This window comes from Bacteroides sp. 14(A) (assembly GCF_000526555.1).
Lineage (GTDB): Bacteria > Bacteroidota > Bacteroidia > Bacteroidales > Bacteroidaceae > Bacteroides > Bacteroides cellulosilyticus.
Window position 1 is genome coordinate 178,486 of sequence record NZ_JAGH01000004.1, and the last position, 17,290, is coordinate 195,775.

The following is a 17,290-nucleotide window of genomic DNA, read 5'->3' on the forward strand; positions in this document are numbered from 1 at the left end:
TTCATCATTGTTATCTCTTAATTTAGTAGTTCTTTGGGAAATTATATAGGGTGCAAATATAGGCCATCCTCCCAATTTCGTTTTATAATATCTGTGCGATTCATTACAATTTCAGTTCATCAGGATGTTTTTTCAGTTTATATTCTTTGGGAGTACAATTCATGGTCTCTTTAAACACTTTGCTGAAATACTGGGGAGTTGCAAATCCACTCATATATCCCACTTCAGAAACAGTATATTGATCTTGTTCCAATAACTGAACGGCCCGTTTTATGCGCATACTTTTCATGAAGTCCACAGGTGAAACTCCCATCAGGGATTTCATCTTCCGGTAAAATACTGTACGGCTCATTCCCATAGCTTCAGCCAGGTCGTCTATCTTAAAGTCAGGATTGTGAATGTTTTCTTCTACACTCTGAAGTATATTCCGGATGAAGTCATCATCAAAATGAGTCACTTGGGGAGTGGCAGATTCTATCTGGTCTGTTATATTCGTTATTTTTTCTCTCTTTATTTTAGAGGTGTAATAATCATATAGCATTTGCCGCTGTTTGAACAGGGAGTCTACTTTCGCTTTCAGATAAGTGGAACTGAAAGGTTTGGTAATATATTCGTCCGCACCATACTCCAATCCCTGAATCTGATCGCTCAATGAAGACTTGGCTGATAATAGAATAACGGGGATATGACAGATATTGCTGTTTGCTTTTACTCTTTTCAGGAACTCTATTCCATCCATTTCGGGCATCATAATATCACTGATGACGATATCCGGCATTTTAGCCAGGGCTTTATCTAATCCTTGCTTTCCATTTTCCGCTTCAAAAACCACATAATCTTTGCTTAGCACATTGCATATAAAATGACGTAGTTCTTCATTATCTTCAATAATCAGAATCCGGGTTTCTTTATTTTCATCTTCTATGAGCTTCCCCTCATTCTCTCTCTGCAATTCAGAATTCTCACTGTCATTCAGGATGAATTCTACATTGCTGTCTGCACTGAAGGTCTCATAGCTTCCTGGTAACCTGACCGAAAAGGTACTGCCTTCGCCTAATTTACTATCTACTTTTATGGTGCCATGCAGTAAGTTCAGCAATTCTTTTACCAGAGACAGACCGATGCCTGTCGAGAGGTTCGGATCAGCCTCGTCTAAAGTTTCAAAACGAGTGAACAGTTGATTGATCTTTTGGGCATTGATACCACGTCCTTCATCTTTTACCTGTAAGTACAGATGATCCTTTTCACCGGTTACGGATAAAATTATCCTTTTCTCATTGGATGTATATTTGAATGCATTGGATAACAGATTAAAGAGAATCTTCTCCAGTTTATCCACATCTGTGTACATCACAAAAGAGTTGAAGTTGCAGTTCAACTGGAATTCTATATGTCGTTTGTGAGCCATGGAAGTGAAATTCTCATAGATTTTCATTATCAAAGGAATCACATCCAACTGTTCTACCATCACTTTCATCTTATCATTCTGTATCTTACGAAAATCCAGTATCTGATTGATTAGCCGTAGCATTCTGTCTGTATTTCGTTTGGCAACCTGCATATTCTCCAGGCCTGCGTCAGATAGTTTCTCATTACTGATGACTTCATCTATCGGACTGGCTATCAGTGTAAGTGGAGTGCGAAGCTCATGAGAAATATCAGTGAAAAAACGTAGCTTCAGATTGGAAAGCTGTTGCTCGAAATCTACTCTGCGCTGCAAATTAGTGATGCGGATTACGATATATATTACGATGAGCAATGCAGCAATACCTATGACAATATAGAGCAATATCGCCCAGATTGTTTCAAAAAAGGTCGGTTCGATATGTATAGGTAAAGAAGTTGCGTTATCTACCCATACCCCATCTCCGTTAGTCGATTTTACCTGAAACAGATAATCGCCTGCCGGTATGTTTGCCAGACTGGCTGAATGACTGTTTCCCAATTCAATCCACTGGTCATTCAATCCCTGAATGCGGTATGCATATTTTATGGCCGGAGAGTTTACGTAATCCAGAGCGGCGAATGTAATGGTGAAGTTCCGTTCGTCTGCCTTTAAGGATTGTATTTCTGTACTATTGAACACTTCTTGCCGGCGGGATGTATTATTTAGATAAATATCCAAATGCGAGAATACGATGGGAGGTACAAAATCGCTCTTATACAAGTCTTTGGGGGTAACACATAATGCTCCGAATTCCGAACCGAATATTAACTTCCCGGAAGAACACAAAACGGGCTTTGTCTCAGCCATTTGTATCTGATCGTTGTACTCTTCCAACAGATTCATATCGGCATCCAATTTTGATAATTTATTCTCTGAAGCAATCCATAGATTGCCTTCGGAGTCTTCGATTGCTGAAAGGGATAAATCGGGTACTTGCCCATTCGTCGCGTTATAATGTTTGAAAGTCAGCTTTTCGGATAGCCTGCTACTGTCATCCAACAGATTAATTCCTCCGCTCAGTGTTATGACCAATAATTTGCCATTATGGGTTTGGGTAATATTCAGTACGTCATTGTTACTCAAACTGGAATAACGTTCCTCACAAACGTTATGGTAAAAACGGATGGCTTCCGGTCTTGCAAAATCAGAGGAGCAAGAGAGTAGTCCTCCTGTGGTTCCAATCAGGATAACTCCATTATCTGTCTCGTACAGGCAACGTACTTTCTCACATACATGAATCGGGTAGTTATTGAGAATATTTCCGGAGTGAATGAAACGCAGACCGGCACTTTCCGGTAAATGCTCTATCAGGTTGAGGCCTCCTCCAAAAGTTCCTATCCATATACGTCCTGCTGAGTCTTGCAAAATGGAGTAGATGGAATTGGAAGATATACTATACGGATTGTTTTTATCCGATAGGTGATGGGTAATCCGGTAACTGCTGTCTCTTTCGGGATGCAATAGATAAAGCCCGTTGTCTTTGGTTCCCAACCAGATGTTATGTTCTTTATCTTCGTAGATGCAATATACATCTATATTGAAGGTAACGGTAGGATCAGGTACTATTTTGCCTTCCCTTGAAAGATTTCCAATCCATTGTCCCGACGGATCGTAGAGACATACGTTGCTCGATTGCTTTTTGTGATTACGTTTCCATCCCACCCACAAGCGCTTCTGATGATCTTCCATCAAAGCACGTGCTTCTTTATGGTTATCGAATCTATATTCGAATTTCTTCCGGTGGAATGATAGGTATCCAAAACCATCTCCTTTGGTATACCACAGATTCTGATGACGGTCGATAATATAACTGAAGGCCTGGAATGAAACAGGCTTCCGCATTCCCATTTCATAAGTAGATGCCTGCTCTAAGCAACGGTTTACCGGATTGTAAAAGCATAACTCACCTCCTGCGGGTTTGAGCCAGATACAACCATATTCGTCTTCATGCACAAAAGTACAAGGTTTATAGAAAGGGACTTCCGAGTATCTGGGATAATTCAATAAAGTGGTGTTTTCATTTTCCTTATCTAATAGGATTACTCCATTGTTGGCACCCAGTAGCCATAGATTTCCTTTTTTGTCTTCAAATACGTCTGAATCTATTTCTATGGGCATTTCATGGACTGTGAATTTTTCATTTGCCGGATCGTAAAGTATAATGCTTCTATTCTGTAGAATTACAATTTTATTATCCGCTAAACTTTTTAATCCTGTGATCTCTGATATCGGTTGTTCGGGAACACATGGCAATACATCCTGGCTTTGAGTATCATACCGGGTGAAGAAGCCTTTGGAAGTGGCCAGGTAAATTCCACCGGGAACTTCCACCATAAATTCGAAAGGCATTAGATTAGATATGCTTTTCTGACCTACAATAAGAGCGCCTTTGTTAGTCAGAATCCATTCATCTCCATCCTTATCTTGGGTAATGCCATAAATGGTATCTCTTTCATTTCTTCCGGAATATAACTCGACGGACTCTGTCGCCGGAAACTTATTTTCATCTATGCGATACAGCTCATTCTGCATACCGACGGCCCAGGTAATTCCTTTTCCCAGTGCATACAATTTGCTAACTGAATTGGTGAGGCTTTTGTTAAAAAGGAAAGGGTCCTGGTATTCGTATGTCCGGGTGTTGAATAAGTAACAGCGTTTATCATAAGTCAGGCACCAGATGTTATTCAATGAACTCTTTTTAATTTTGGTAAAGCGATGATTGCTTATGCGGATAGGACTTTCCGGGTAAGTTTTATAATTATAGAATGAGTATCCGTCGAAACGTTCCAGTCCGTTCCAGGTGGACATCCATATATAACCATTATCATCCTGGATAAAATTATGGACGTTTTTCTGAGATAATCCGTCTTGTACTGAATAGTGCTTCATATTGATCAGACTTTGTCCGAACAACATAGGGGTGAATAAATAGAGTAGTATGGTGATGACCGGCTTTAGCATAGTATCTGTATTTTTCTGTTATACAAATATCGGGAAAAGTTATCAGATACCAATAAACTGATGAATTATTGCAATGATTAGACCTGAAATTATAAAAAGCGTACCCTATGTTCAGAATTTGTAAAGGAAAAGCTGAATATTATAATTCGATGTTTTATGAAATGTCTTCTTTTGCAAAGAATTATCTAACAAAATAAAAACAGGGATCATGAAACAGATTTTTATTTTCAGAAAGACGTATGCTGCCGTTATTCTGATAGGTTATCTGATGGCATTCTCTTCGGCAATGGCACAGCAAATGCCGCGACGCAATGCTTTACGCGAAACAAACAATGAATTTTTCAAGACTGAAGAAGCGCGTCGCATAGGCAATCAGGTGCTGGCGTTTCAGCGTTGTACCGGTGGTTGGCCGAAGAATATCGATATGACTCAAAAGATGAGTAATGAGGAATTAGCACAAGTCTTAAAGGAGAAGTCACGCCGTAACGATTCGACAATTGATAATGGCGCGACCACCATGCAGATGATTTATCTGGCTCGTTTATACAGGCAGACAAACGATGTGCGCTACCGTGACGCTTTCCGTCTGGCGGTGGAGTATCTTTTGAACGGTCAGTATGAGAATGGCGGATGGCCGCAATTCTGGCCGGAAATGCGCGGATATCAGGTACATATTACTTTTAATGATGATGCGATAGTTAATACACTGGAAATACTGCATGACATTATGACTGCTGAATTTCCTTATGACGGTGACCTCACCGACAAGGCAATGCGTCAACGGCTGTCGAAAGCTTTTGATAAGGGAATTGAATGTATTCTGGCAACACAGATAGTAACTGATGGACAGCTTACGGTATGGTGTCAGCAACACGACCGGGAAACCTTGAAACCGGCTTCGGCACGTGCCTATGAGTTGCCCTCGTATTGCTCGGCAGAGAGTGCTGCCATCGTGCGTTTACTTATGACGTTGCCTAAACCTGATGCACGTATTAAGCGGGCTGTCCACGGAGCTATGAAATGGTTTGATACGTATAAACTCACCGGTTTGCGGTGTGAACGGTCGGCAGGAGAGCATGGTGTACGTGATACTCGCCTTGTAGAAGATCCGCAGGCCGGGCCGATATGGGCACGTTATTATGATTTGAAGTATTGCGAACCTTATGTTTGCGACCGTGATGGTTTGCCACGACGTCGATTGGAGGAAATCGGAGTGGAACGTCGCAATGGTTACAGCTGGTATAACAGTCGTCCGGCCGAGCTTTTCGAACAGTATGATATTTGGGCAGCTAAGTATGATCCGAAGCACAAGGTAAATGTTAGTCTGAATTCCCAAGGGGCTAATGAGAGGGGAATTATTGAAATGTATCGTCGTCCGGTGATGGACCGCACAGCTTTCGATGTGGTGGTGAAGCCGGGACAAAGTATCCAGGATGCCATTGAGAAAGCACCTGAGACACCGACAAATCCTTTCAAGATTCTTATATTAAAAGGTAACTATAATCAAAAGGTTATCATAGACCGTCCGAACATTGTATTGGTAGGTGAGAGCCGTGACAGTACAGTGATTGTTTTAGCCGAGACTGCTAAGACAAGGACCATCACTCAATATCATGGAAAACCTGTGGGCAATGGTGTGATTGTGCTGCAAGAGGGGGCTGACGATTGTGTCATTAGCGGTCTGACAGTATATAACAATTATGGAACTACTGTTGAGAACACTACCACCCACCAGATGTCTATCTTTGGACGTGCTACACGTACCATTGTTATTAATTGCAATGTATGGGCTGATGGTAATGATGCACTTTCACTTTGGGCGCCGGCAGGCAATGGAATGTATTATCATGCCGATCTTTATCTGCGTTGTCCCGGAGTGGATTTTCTTTGCCCGCGCGGGTGGTGTTATGCTACCCGCTGTCGGTTTTATGGCGATGGCCGTGCACTGATTTGGCATGACGGTCGGGGTGATAAAAGTAAGAAACTGGTTATCACTAATTCGTCTTTTGATGCTCAATCACCAACTATTCTCGGTCGTTGGCATCATGACTCTCAGTTCTTTATTATCAATTGTCAGATGTCGGAACAGATTCTGGACTGCAATATTGGTTATGCTTATTCGGACAAAGTGCTCGATCCTTGTCCGTGGGGACAGCGTGTTTATTACTATGGTTGTCGTCGTCAGGGAGGCCATAGCGGTTGGTTGGACAATAATCTGCAACAGGCGGAGAGTGCACCGGCATTTTATGGCATCACTGCCCAATGGACGTTTGGCGGGAAGTGGGATCCGGAACGGAGAATTCGTGATCTTTGGAATGTTTTGGCTTATTGACGAAATAACCCTGTTGATAAGAGGAAAGGCGTGGTCGTAAGATTACGCCTTTTCTTATGGTTGGAGAGGGGGATACTGATGCTTTGTCATGCCTCTGTTTGCTCCATTTAGTTTCTGCCTTTTGGAACAAAAGTACCTTGCCTGTGGAACAGAAGTTTCTCAAGTAAGAAATAAAAGTGTCTTACCTAAGAAACAAATGTCCCACAATAAGGAAACAAATGTTCCTATAAAGTGAAACGGATGCTTTCTCGTAACGGTATAGTAATAAGTTCTCACCACAGAGTAACACAGAGTCTCACGGAGTTCTATTCTTTTGATTTCAAATCGATTAAACTCTGTGAGACTCTGTGTTACTCTGTGGTGAAAATAGAATTGAAACTTTGTAATCTCTGTTTACGTAAAGGTTTACGTACCTTTTTGCTTTCTTTCCTTTTCCTTTTACATGCAATTCTCCTACTTTTGACCACATAAATCTGTTTAAAACCAATTCTAATATTATATTTATGGAAAGAAGCCTCTTTAAATTTGCTCTACTGGGAGTCATGTTCTTGATCAGTCATTCCTCTTTTTCACAAATAACGGAACGGGAACGTCCTGCGGAGTGGAAACAATTAGTGAAAGGCGCCCGCTTTATGGATCGCTTTCTGCCGATGAAGGGAAATGTACTTTCCTCCGATACATGGGGTGCTGACTGTGTGCTTCCACGTTATGTAGATAATGGCATTGAAGACGGTATCTGGTCCTATTGGGGTGGAAATATCCGAAAAGGCGAAGACGGTAAATATCATCTATTTGTCTGTGGCTGGCTGGAATGTTCACCTAAAGGACACATGGAATGGCCTAACTCATACGTATTTCATACCGTAAGCGATAATCTGACAGGGCCTTTCAAGCCTGTTCGTATCATAGGTAAAGGGCATAATCCTGAAATATTCCGTGCTAAAGATGGCCGGTATGTTGTCTATGTAATTGATGGACGTTATGTATCCGATGATCTGAATGGAAAATGGGAATATGGAAAGTTTGATTTCAATGCACGCGACCGCCGTATTATCGAAGGCCTGTCTAATCTTTCATTTGCCCAGCGTGAAGACAGCTCTTATGTGATGGTTTGTCGTGGTGGTGGTATCTGGGTCAGCAGAGATGGACTATCGGAATACAATCAACTGACCGACAAACGGGTTTATCCGGATGTGGACGGTCGGTTTGAAGATCCGGTAATCTGGCGCGATCATATTCAGTATCACCTGATTGTTAATGATTGGCTGGGACGTATTGCTTTCTATCTTCGTTCAAAGGATGGAGTGAACTGGGTGGTCGATCCGGGTGAAGCTTATATGCCGGGAGTTGCTGTACATGCAGACGGACAAGTGGAAGACTGGTTCAAATATGAACGCCTTAAAGTGTATCAGGATAAATACGGACGTGCCATTCAGGCTAATTTTGCGGTAATCGATACGCTTAAAAACGAAGATAAACCTTTTGATCACCATAGCTCAAAGAATATTAGTATTCCCTTGAATCCGGGATTGTTGCTTACCATACTGGACGAGAAACCTATCACCTCGGGTACAAAAACAATTCGTGTGAAGATACAGGCGGAAGAAGGTTTCAATCCCCAGAAGGATATAGATGTGAATTCCTTGCGTTTCGGTGCTTCTGAAGAAGTGAATTATGGCAGAGGCTGTCAGGTATTGACCACAGAAAATGCGGGCAAGGATTTGATTGTAACTTTCAATGGCAAAGGAAATGGTATCACTAAAGATGAATTTGCTCCGAAGTTGATTGGAAAATACAAAGACGGAAGAATGCTTTACGGGTATGCGCGTTTGCCATACATTGATTATATAGAACCGATCCTTTCAGCTCGTGCCCCAGTCTTTACTAAATCCGGGAAGGGATTGGAATGTACAGTGGAAGTACAGAATTTCGGTCAGGTAGAATCGAAGAAAGCATTGGTGGAAGTCGGGTACAAAAAGGAAGGGAAAACAATAAAAGTAGCTTCCGGTATGGTTCCGGCATTGAAGCCTTATGAAAAAACAGATCTGTTGCTTTCTGCTAAGGATAGGTTTGAGGAAGGAAAAGAATATGATTTGATAGTGACACTCTATTCCGGCAAAAAAGTATTGTCAACATTTAATCTGAAAAAGAAAGTGTTGGAGTAACCAGAGAAAGCTATCGGTTTCGATGATTTGATAAGGGGATAAATATTCCGCTTACAAGGTATTAACTTCCTGTCGACAAGGTCTCAACTTCTTGTCAACAGGAAGTTAACTTTTTGTATGCAAGGAGTTGAGACCTTGTAATGTATTGATAAATAGATTCTTCCTGTTTTGCTCAATCCTGATATAAAAGATTCTGTTCGTAAGCGGATGATTGAAATTATACCGTCAATATCTTTCGGAAACTTTCATTAAATTCCTATCTTTGCGAAAACCCGTATTACCTGAATGAGGTGAAATGATACTCGATGTTACTTCATTATGTAATTGATTTCTATAAAGAGTCAACAATAACAGGCGGGTAGTCGTTATTAGGTTATAGTTAAATTTCATTTTATGAAACATTTCGTTCTTTTTGCCTGCGTGGCTGTTGGTTTGATTTTTGCCGGATGTCGTAACCGGCAGGAACCACCTGTGCCGGTAGTTGTGCAGGAGGCTGAACCTAAGGATACGGCTGTGCTGGAATTTCCTCATCCTAAAGAAAAACAGTTGACCGCTGCCGATATTTCTCTTACCAAAGAATTGCTCTATGACCAGCATACCCTCGAAGATACCTATCCATATAAGGATACGGTACGCTCTTTCAAATGGGATGTCATTCGGAATTGTCTGGCTTATATTGAGAATATGCAGCGCGATACTACCGCAAGGTGGGTGGTGTTGCAGAATTATAAGAATCTGAATAAAGAAGCTCCCCTGGTACGTAAGTTCGTGCGGAATGTGTACCGCCGTGTATCTGATACATTGGGCGTGGAGCGCTATCAATCGGTGCCGCTGTATCTGCCCGCTGATACGTTGGTGCCCGAACGTTATGGTAGAGACGGTACTATCGCTTATCTGAAAGGCGAGGAAGGAAGTTTTTACCGGATATTACCCGCCACTTTTGAAGAAGAATGGCTGGCGCCACGCAGTTATCTGAAACAATTGCCGGATAGCACCGTCTTTAATCATGTGATTTTTGTCGACCGCCTGGATCAGAATATTACTACCTTGGAACATGTCTCGGAAGGTGAGTGGAAGATACGCAGCATGAATCCTGCCACTACCGGAATGCATGCTCCACCTTATGCTCAGGAAACCCCACTGGGAATGTATCTGCTTCAACAGAAGAAAACGCGTATGGTGTTCTTGAAAGACGGTTCGGCGGAGACAGGAGGCTATGCCCCCTATGCCAGTCGTTTTACGAACGGAGCTTATATTCACGGAGTGCCGGTGAATGCACCGCGTACAAGTATGATTGAGTATAGCTGGTCGTTAGGGACTACTCCACGTTCGCATATGTGTGTACGCAATGCCACTTCGCATTCCAAGTTCGTTTTCGATTGGGCACCTACCGAACGCTCTTTGGTTGTGGTGATTGAATAGTGAATCCTCATTTTTAACTATCTGTGTGATAGGTGTCTGGAGAAAAAAATGTAATTTAGCCGCCGTTATTTCTTTGGCTAAAGTTTTATGTTGCGATTTATTGTATTCATTTTATTCTTATTTCTTCCTTGTACCTTATTTCTGGGCGGCAAGTCGTCAGATAGCACTCCTGATTCTGCTGAAAGGGCTGCTGCATCTGATGTTGAGGCTTATGCGAGCTTATACCGTTCTATGCAGTTGGAAGGAGTTGTTAACTGGAAAGCTTTCCGGCAGGCTGTAGCAGGTTATTATAAAATAGACAATCGCAAACGGGAGGTGTTGACATTGATAGACTTTTCCCGTCCTTCTACCGCAAAACGTCTTTTTGTATTTGATATGAGGGAGCGTAAAGTACTTTTTTCATCGGTTGTTTCCCATGGAAAGAATAGCGGTGATAATTATGCCACTTCTTTCTCCAACGAATATGGTTCCTACAAAAGTTCACTGGGGTTCTATCTTACAGAATCTACTTATCAGGGAAAGAATGGGTATTCGCTTATTTTGAATGGTTTGGAAAAAGGAATCAACGACCGGGCTCGTGAGCGTGCTATTGTGATGCATGGGGCGGCTTATGCCGATCCTTCGGTAGTCAGCCGAGGAGGACGTTTGGGAAGAAGCTTTGGCTGTCCGGCTGTTCCGCAAAAACTTTCCCGTCCTATCATTGATGCCATCAAAGGAGGAAGTGTGATGTATATCTATGCTGAAACTCCCGAATACCTGGCACATAGTTCAGTCTTGGAAGGTGCGGACGGACTGTAGTTTAATTCTTTTCATGGCGAAGCATATTTTTGATGTTTGTCAATTCCTTTAATCTTATCTTTTCATACCTTTGCGTGCAATTTTCAGAGGATTAATTTATGGCAACATCAAGAGAAATGACGGCAGGACGCGCATTGCCGTTGATATTCAATTTCACTATGCCTCTGTTGATGGGAAACCTGCTACAACAGACATACTCTCTGGTCGACGCGGCAATCGTAGGTAAATTCTTGGGCATAAATGCACTGGCCTCGGTTGGAGCAAGTACTTCGGTAGTTTTCCTTATTCTTGGTTTCTGCAATGGATGTTGTGGAGGTTTCGGTATTCCTGTGGCACAGAAATTCGGAGCGCGGGATTATAGCACGATGCGTCGTTATATATCGGTCAGTTTACAACTGGCGGCGGTGATGTCGGTGGTGATTGCGGTGGTTACGAGTATTCTGTGTGGGGATATCCTGCTGATGATGCGTACACCGGATATCATATTCCAGGATGCTTACTATTATTTATTGATAACGTTTATCGGAGTTCCCTGTACTTTCTTTTATAATTTGTTGTCCAGCATCATTCGTGCTTTGGGCGATAGTAAGACGCCTTTCTGGTTTCTGCTGTTCTCTGCTGTGCTTAATATTTTGCTTGATTTGTTCTGTATCCTGGTGCTGGATTGGGGAGTGGCAGGGGCTGCCATCGCTACGGTCTTTTCACAAGGTGTGTCGGCTGTGTTGTGTTATGGATATATGATGCGCCGTTTTGATATATTGCGGGGAACACTGGATGAACGGAAATTCAACGGTGCTCTGGCACGGAGATTGATGTATATCGGTGTACCTATGGGATTACAATTTTCGATTACCGCTATCGGAAGCATCATGTTGCAAAGCGCCAATAATGCATTGGGAACAGCTTGTGTTGCGGCTTTTACGGCTGCCATGCGCATTAAGATGTTCTTCATGTGTCCGCTTGAAAGTCTGGGCATTGCTATGGCTACTTATACCGGACAGAATTATGGTGCGGGCAAGCCCGAACGCATTTGGATGGGAGTAAAGGTAAGTGCGTTAATGATGATTATTTACTGGGCATTTACGTTCTGCGTATTGATGCTGGGGGCACGTACGTTTGCCTTGCTTTTTGTGGAAGCGTCTGAACTGGAAATATTGAAGGACACGGAGTTGTTCCTGCATATTTCCGTGTCCTTCTTCCCGGTTTTGGGATTGCTCTGTATTCTGCGATATACCATCCAGGGAGCGGGATATACCAATCTTGCTATGCTTTCCGGAGTTTCCGAAATGATAGCACGTGTGCTGGTCAGTCTTTATGCAGTGCCCGCTTTCGGCTATCTTGCGGTCTGCTTCGGTGATCCGACAGCATGGATTGCGGCTGTCCTGTTCCTGGTGCCGGCATTTATTTTTGTATATCGGAGGTTGCTCCGGATGAGGAGAGAACAGAGAGTATAATTCCCGTACCTCCTCCCGGTGCCTGTGCTATTTGCAGGGTCGATTCACCGGTTACTTCCTGTTCTTCTATTATCACCGGGTATGGGTTGGTACGATAATCAGCCTTATCTCCATCTCTGTAGATAACAGCCTTATATCGTTTTCCTTTATCCAGAAAGGAGAGGGGAAGTTGCATCTCCCGAGGTTGTTCATTAGTGATGCTTCCTATAAACCAACGTCCGCTGCTTCCGCGTTCTTTACGGGCAATTGTCACATATTCGCCTATTTTTGCCTCGGGTACTATGGTTTGCTCCCAAGTAGTAGGGCAGGTGGTGATAAATGAAAACGGTTCAGGGTTCCGTTCATAGTTTTCTATTTCATCGGAGGCCATTTGCAGGGGACTGTATAAGACAACGGATAAAGCCAATTGTTTGGCAAGCGTTGTTTGTACACGCGTCTGAGGCAACACCGGATTTTCGAAGCGGAAAGTGCCGGGGGTGAAATCCATGGGACCTGCCAGCCCACGGGTGAAGGGAATGATGGTAGTGTGTATGGGGGGATTGCCGCCATCTTTGTCCCAGGCATCCCATTCCTGCCCTCGTACACCTTCTTGTGTCATCAAATTTGGGAAGGTTCGTTGCAGTCCGGTGGGCATCACGGGTTCGTGATTGTCAATCATAATATGCTTGTCGGCTGCCAGTTCAATAACTTTCCGGTAGTGACGTACACCAAACTGGCTGCTGTGTCGCTCTTTGCCATCCAGCAGTTTGCCTACATAGCCTGTTTTGACTATTTGCACGCCGTGATCTTTATATAAATTGAAGGCTGCTTCTATTTGGTTTTCATAATCAGATACCCAGCCGTCCGTTTCATGATGGCCGATAAGCGTCACGCCTTTGGAAGCGGCATAGTCGGTGATCTGTTTCAGGTCAAAGTCAGGATAAGGTTCGGTAAAGTTGAAATGATAAGTATCCCAACCTTTGTTCCAACCTTCAATAAGTACTCCCTGAAAACCGTGTCGGGCGGCAAAGTCTATATGCCGCAGTGCATTGGCAGTGGTAGCGCCGTGGCGTGGGCCTGTGTGCCAGGTGTGTTTATGCATGTGGTAAGTCCACCAGATTCCAATGTATCTTCCGGGTTGTATCCAGGATGTATCCTGAATGCGGCAAGGCTCGTTCAGATTCAGCATAAGGCGTGACAGGAGTAAATCACCTGCGCTTTCAGCAACAATCATCGTACGCCAGGGAGTGACACGGGGAGCTTTCATAAATACTTTTTCTCCCGTAGACCATGGAGTGAGATTGGCTTTCAGGGTCATACTACCTTCTTTAGGGATAAGATTCATGGCTGCATAATCTGTCAGATTGGCTTCATGGATGCTCAGGAAAAGTCCGTCATTGGTTTCCATTGTGAGTGGTGTGCTTACCCAACCGAGTTTACTGACAGGAGATGCCTCGTAGAGTGCTTCATAAAAATGTGCTTCGTAAGGTATGGACCAGGCTTTATGATCACCGGTCAATGCAAATTCTGTAAGTTCATCCATGATCACAAAGTCTTTTAATGCTTCCTGTTCCGGAAATTCGTAACGGAAGCCGAACCCGTCATTGAACAGCCGGAACACAACATTGAATTTTCGTTTGGGGGCGGATGTTTTCTGTACGCGAATGGTCATCTCATGATAGTTGTTTTCCACAATCCGGTCTTCTCCCCAGATTTGTTCCCATGTCCCGCTGAATGAATGATGAAGAGCTTCAGTTATTTCCAGATGGCCAGCAAGTGTATCTTCTTTCAGGATAAACCCGAGGTGTGACTTATCGAGTATGGGCTTTCCATTTCGTGAGAGTTCATAATAGAGTTTTCCGTTTTCTGTTTCTACATGCAGGCAGAGATTACCATCGGGAGAACTTACAGAGAGTTGCGATGCCGGATTGCAACCTGTGCAGAGGAAAACGATAAAGCTTACCCATAACAGAGAATAATTAGGAAGTCTTTTCATGATTTCTTTCTTATTTTTATATAGTCCAGTTCAAAGCATCCGCCTTTGGACGTACTGTTCTGAATGATTATATAATTAATACCGTTTTGCAGGGATATTTCTGTTTCCGCAGTTTGCCAGGCTGTTTTGTCAGCCTGTACAGGAAGTTGCAACAATTTCTCTATCGCCATATCATTGACGATAATCAAAACCGCTGCGTCTGCAGCTCCTGTATTTCGATATCTGATTTCCAGCGGATAGTCCCCTGTTTGGGGAACTTCCACTGTAAAGAGTACATTGGCGCCGGAGTTTTCAAGTCCTGTGACGTAGCCGGCACCACTGTAAGTATTCTCTTGTTTGCCATCGTTATCCTGTCCGGAATCGGATTCCTTGCAGGATAACAGGAGACAAGCCATTAGTAATAGATTGTAGTACTTCATTTACTTGATTGATTTTGCTCCATCCCTTACGGAAGCTGTTTCTGCTTCTATTTTCAAGGTCTTGTGTTGAATACGGATTACTTTACATTCATGGGGTCGCAATTCTACAGTGTATGTTCCCGACATACCTCCCAAGTCTTTGCGTTCCCATAAATCCCGTACATTGACGGCTTGCCCGTCTTCAATGCCCAGTTCACGACGGAAGTCAATGCTGCGTGTCTGTGGAGTACTTTCACGGTTGAATAATCCTACCACCCAATCTCCGTTAGGCAACTGGCCGATCCATCGGGAACTGTTTGCTGCATCCCGAAAGTCGTAACTCAATGGTTTGGCGGCAAAACCGAGACTGTTCAACTCGTTCATTTCCGGATTCTGGTAAACCCAGGCGTGATCTCCAATCGTATCATACTGGTCGGCAATGGCAAGTGCAGAACCTCCCATAATCATCAGCGAGAAAAGGAAGCGGCGTTCGTTGTCATTTGCCAGTTTATTCATACGCATAAAGTCACCGTCCAGTATCATTTGCCCTCGTGCACCGACATCGGCAAAACCAATGAATCCGTCGAAAGCATTACCGAATTGCGGCCAATGGTCTTTCTGCTGCCCGCGGCGGCGGTTGCTGACAAAGTCCCAGTCACCGTCGAAGCAGTCATCGTCAATGCGTATCATATCCCCGTATTTCAATTCCGTCTTGGCATGATTATAACAATGAGGCATCACAAGACTGAGGAAAAGATCATCTCCGGCAGCTTCGGCAATCCATGCCAATGCTTGTTCGTAGCGGCGGGTGCCATAGTTGGTTTCATAGTTTTCCAGGAAATCTATGCGAAGATAGGTGACACCCATTTCCTTGAAATAGCGGACATAATTCTGAATCCATTCTTTGGCTCCCGGTTTATCCACATCCACCCAATACAGAGGATCGTTGAACGATTTGTATCCCACAATGTCTCGGGTATGGTAAGAAGTTCCTTTTACAGGCAGATTCTGTTCATAGGCGGCACGGGTCAGCCACATGGGGTTGTAATAGACTCCCATCTTCATGCCCCGTTCTTGTAGGTATTTAGTCCAGTAGCTGAAACCGTTTTTCCAGTCACTGTTGTACTTGGTGATATAGCCGTTCTCATTGACGGTTTGTGCAGCTTCTATCCATCCGTCGTTGCAGATCATGTCGTAACCGTAGGGTCTGAAAGTCTTCTCCATCCAGTCGATGTTTGCTTTCCAGCGCTCCTCACTGAGAGGAACGTTGGTTACAAAACACTCTTCGTAGGCAATCCAGTATCTGGGTCCCGTACCGTGACGGGTGAAGGGACTGTCACGGGCTATGGAAGACTGGGGACAGGATGATAAGAATAAGGCTGCAAAACCTAATAGTAACTTCAAATGGTTCATAATGGTAAAGTTTGGGGGTTAATTCACTTTTTCTACTTTCAGTTTCAGAGTTTGGGTATTTACGGTTAACTTGTATTTGCCGTCCGTTCCTTCGGGAATACCCCAGAAGTGGTCGCGCAGGTTACCTTCCATTTCTGAACATTTAAACATGGGGTATTCACCGGGTGTCACAATCTTGACGTTTCCGTTATGGTCTACACTTTCAGGCACCAGATAATTAACCTTATCCCAATCTCCCTTTTCAAGGCAGAATTTGAATTGCTTGTTTTCGTCACTGTAGATCAGGTTTACCTCTGCCGTATAGATTCCTTCTTCATCCGGATCGGGTGTTAGTCCGGTCGGATTGCCGGAGTCCCATCCGAATGCACTTCCTAAACCATAAATTGTCTTTATCTCCGGTTCCGGTTCTTCTGTTTCATCGCTGATCTTTTCGAGGGTTAGTTTCAGCTTCTTTACGTTTACTGTAATCCGATAGGTGCCATCGCTTCCTTCGGGTATTCCCCAGAAGTGGTCGCGCAGGTCGCCTGTCATTTCGGAGCACATCAGCATATCGTATTCTCCGGGAGTGATGACTTTCACGGCAGTACCATCATCTGTTGAAGTAGGTACCAGATAACGTACTTTGTCCCAGTCTCCCTTTTCGAGGATGAATTTGAATTGCTTGTTCTCTTCGGAGTATTTGATGACTTTATCTATGGTGAACGTATTCTGCTCAATCAACTTCAGTTCTGTGGGGACATTGGAATCCCAACTGAATATAGTGCCGAGTCCGTACAGTTGCGTGTAGTTTTCAACGGGTTCCACTACAACAATTTCTTTATCTTTCTCGCATCCTGCCAGTAGGGGGAGGAGGGCAAAGATGAATATAAGCTTATTGATTATTTTCTTCATGGTTATCTGATTTTAAATTGTAAGTTGTTATATC

At 43.5% G+C, this 17,290-nt stretch carries 10 protein-coding genes; 5 read left to right on the plus strand and 5 right to left on the minus strand.

Features of this window, described 5'->3' with window-relative positions; all coding sequences use genetic code 11:
• Positions 1-103: 103 nt before the first annotated feature.
• Positions 104-4,408 carry a hybrid sensor histidine kinase/response regulator transcription factor gene (locus K429_RS0119650; protein ID WP_029327780.1) on the minus strand — a complete coding sequence of 1,435 codons (4,305 nt, stop codon included), beginning with the start codon at positions 4,406-4,408 and terminating at the stop codon, positions 104-106.
• Positions 4,409-4,694: 286 nt separating this feature from the next.
• Between K429_RS0119650 and pelA the strand changes: the two genes are divergently transcribed.
• From pelA to K429_RS0119680, 5 genes are all read left to right on the plus strand, one after another.
• Positions 4,695-6,740 carry a pectate lyase gene (gene pelA / locus K429_RS0119660; RefSeq protein ID WP_369796098.1) on the plus strand — a complete coding sequence of 682 codons (2,046 nt, stop codon included), beginning with the start codon at positions 4,695-4,697 and terminating at the stop codon, positions 6,738-6,740.
• A gap of 503 nt (positions 6,741-7,243) precedes the next feature.
• Entirely contained in the window at positions 7,244-8,905 is a 1,662-nt protein-coding gene (locus K429_RS0119665; RefSeq protein WP_029327782.1) for a glycoside hydrolase family protein, read from the plus strand.
• 393 nt (positions 8,906-9,298) lie between these two features.
• Entirely contained in the window at positions 9,299-10,327 is a 1,029-nt protein-coding gene (locus tag K429_RS0119670; protein WP_007213009.1) for a L,D-transpeptidase, read from the plus strand.
• An 87-nt stretch (positions 10,328-10,414) separates the two neighbouring features.
• Positions 10,415-11,125 carry a murein L,D-transpeptidase catalytic domain family protein gene (locus K429_RS0119675; RefSeq protein ID WP_029327783.1) on the plus strand — a complete coding sequence of 237 codons (711 nt, stop codon included), beginning with the start codon at positions 10,415-10,417 and terminating at the stop codon, positions 11,123-11,125.
• Positions 11,126-11,223: 98 nt separating this feature from the next.
• On the plus strand, positions 11,224-12,579 hold the full coding sequence (locus K429_RS0119680; RefSeq protein ID WP_029327784.1) for an MATE family efflux transporter: 1,356 nt from the start codon (positions 11,224-11,226) through the stop codon (positions 12,577-12,579).
• On the opposite strand, the gene K429_RS0119685 is transcribed toward K429_RS0119680, so the two are convergent.
• Genes K429_RS0119685 through K429_RS0119700 form a run of 4 tightly spaced genes read right to left on the minus strand, consistent with a single transcriptional unit; the run spans position 12,527 to position 17,256 of the window.
• Positions 12,527-14,554: a glycoside hydrolase family 97 protein gene (locus tag K429_RS0119685; protein WP_029327785.1), complete on the minus strand. Its 2,028-nt coding sequence runs from the start codon at positions 14,552-14,554 to the stop codon at positions 12,527-12,529. The genes K429_RS0119680 and K429_RS0119685 overlap by 53 nt on opposite strands.
• Positions 14,551-14,973, minus strand: a complete 423-nt coding sequence (locus K429_RS0119690; protein ID WP_029327786.1) for a CBM35 domain-containing protein — start codon at positions 14,971-14,973, stop codon at positions 14,551-14,553. Before K429_RS0119690 ends, K429_RS0119685 begins: the two co-directional genes overlap by 4 nt.
• On the minus strand, positions 14,974-16,365 hold the full coding sequence (locus tag K429_RS0119695) for a hypothetical protein (RefSeq protein WP_029327787.1): 1,392 nt from the start codon (positions 16,363-16,365) through the stop codon (positions 14,974-14,976).
• A gap of 18 nt (positions 16,366-16,383) precedes the next feature.
• On the minus strand, positions 16,384-17,256 hold the full coding sequence (locus K429_RS0119700) for a SusF/SusE family outer membrane protein (RefSeq protein WP_029327788.1): 873 nt from the start codon (positions 17,254-17,256) through the stop codon (positions 16,384-16,386).
• Positions 17,257-17,290 lie beyond the last annotated feature (34 nt).

Excerpts from the sequence above, each read along its gene's own strand:
- K429_RS0119650 (WP_029327780.1), bottom strand. The coding sequence starts at position 4,408 with ATGCTAAAGCCGGTCATCACCATACTACTCTATTTATTCACCCCTATG.
- pelA (WP_369796098.1), top strand. The coding sequence starts at position 4,695 with ATGGCACAGCAAATGCCGCGACGCAATGCTTTACGCGAAACAAACAAT.
- K429_RS0119665 (WP_029327782.1), top strand. The coding sequence starts at position 7,244 with ATGGAAAGAAGCCTCTTTAAATTTGCTCTACTGGGAGTCATGTTCTTG.
- K429_RS0119670 (WP_007213009.1), top strand. The coding sequence starts at position 9,299 with ATGAAACATTTCGTTCTTTTTGCCTGCGTGGCTGTTGGTTTGATTTTT.
- K429_RS0119675 (WP_029327783.1), top strand. The coding sequence starts at position 10,415 with ATGTTGCGATTTATTGTATTCATTTTATTCTTATTTCTTCCTTGTACC.
- K429_RS0119680 (WP_029327784.1), top strand. The coding sequence starts at position 11,224 with ATGGCAACATCAAGAGAAATGACGGCAGGACGCGCATTGCCGTTGATA.
- K429_RS0119685 (WP_029327785.1), bottom strand. The coding sequence starts at position 14,554 with ATGAAAAGACTTCCTAATTATTCTCTGTTATGGGTAAGCTTTATCGTT.
- K429_RS0119690 (WP_029327786.1), bottom strand. The coding sequence starts at position 14,973 with ATGAAGTACTACAATCTATTACTAATGGCTTGTCTCCTGTTATCCTGC.
- K429_RS0119695 (WP_029327787.1), bottom strand. The coding sequence starts at position 16,365 with ATGAACCATTTGAAGTTACTATTAGGTTTTGCAGCCTTATTCTTATCA.
- K429_RS0119700 (WP_029327788.1), bottom strand. The coding sequence starts at position 17,256 with ATGAAGAAAATAATCAATAAGCTTATATTCATCTTTGCCCTCCTCCCC.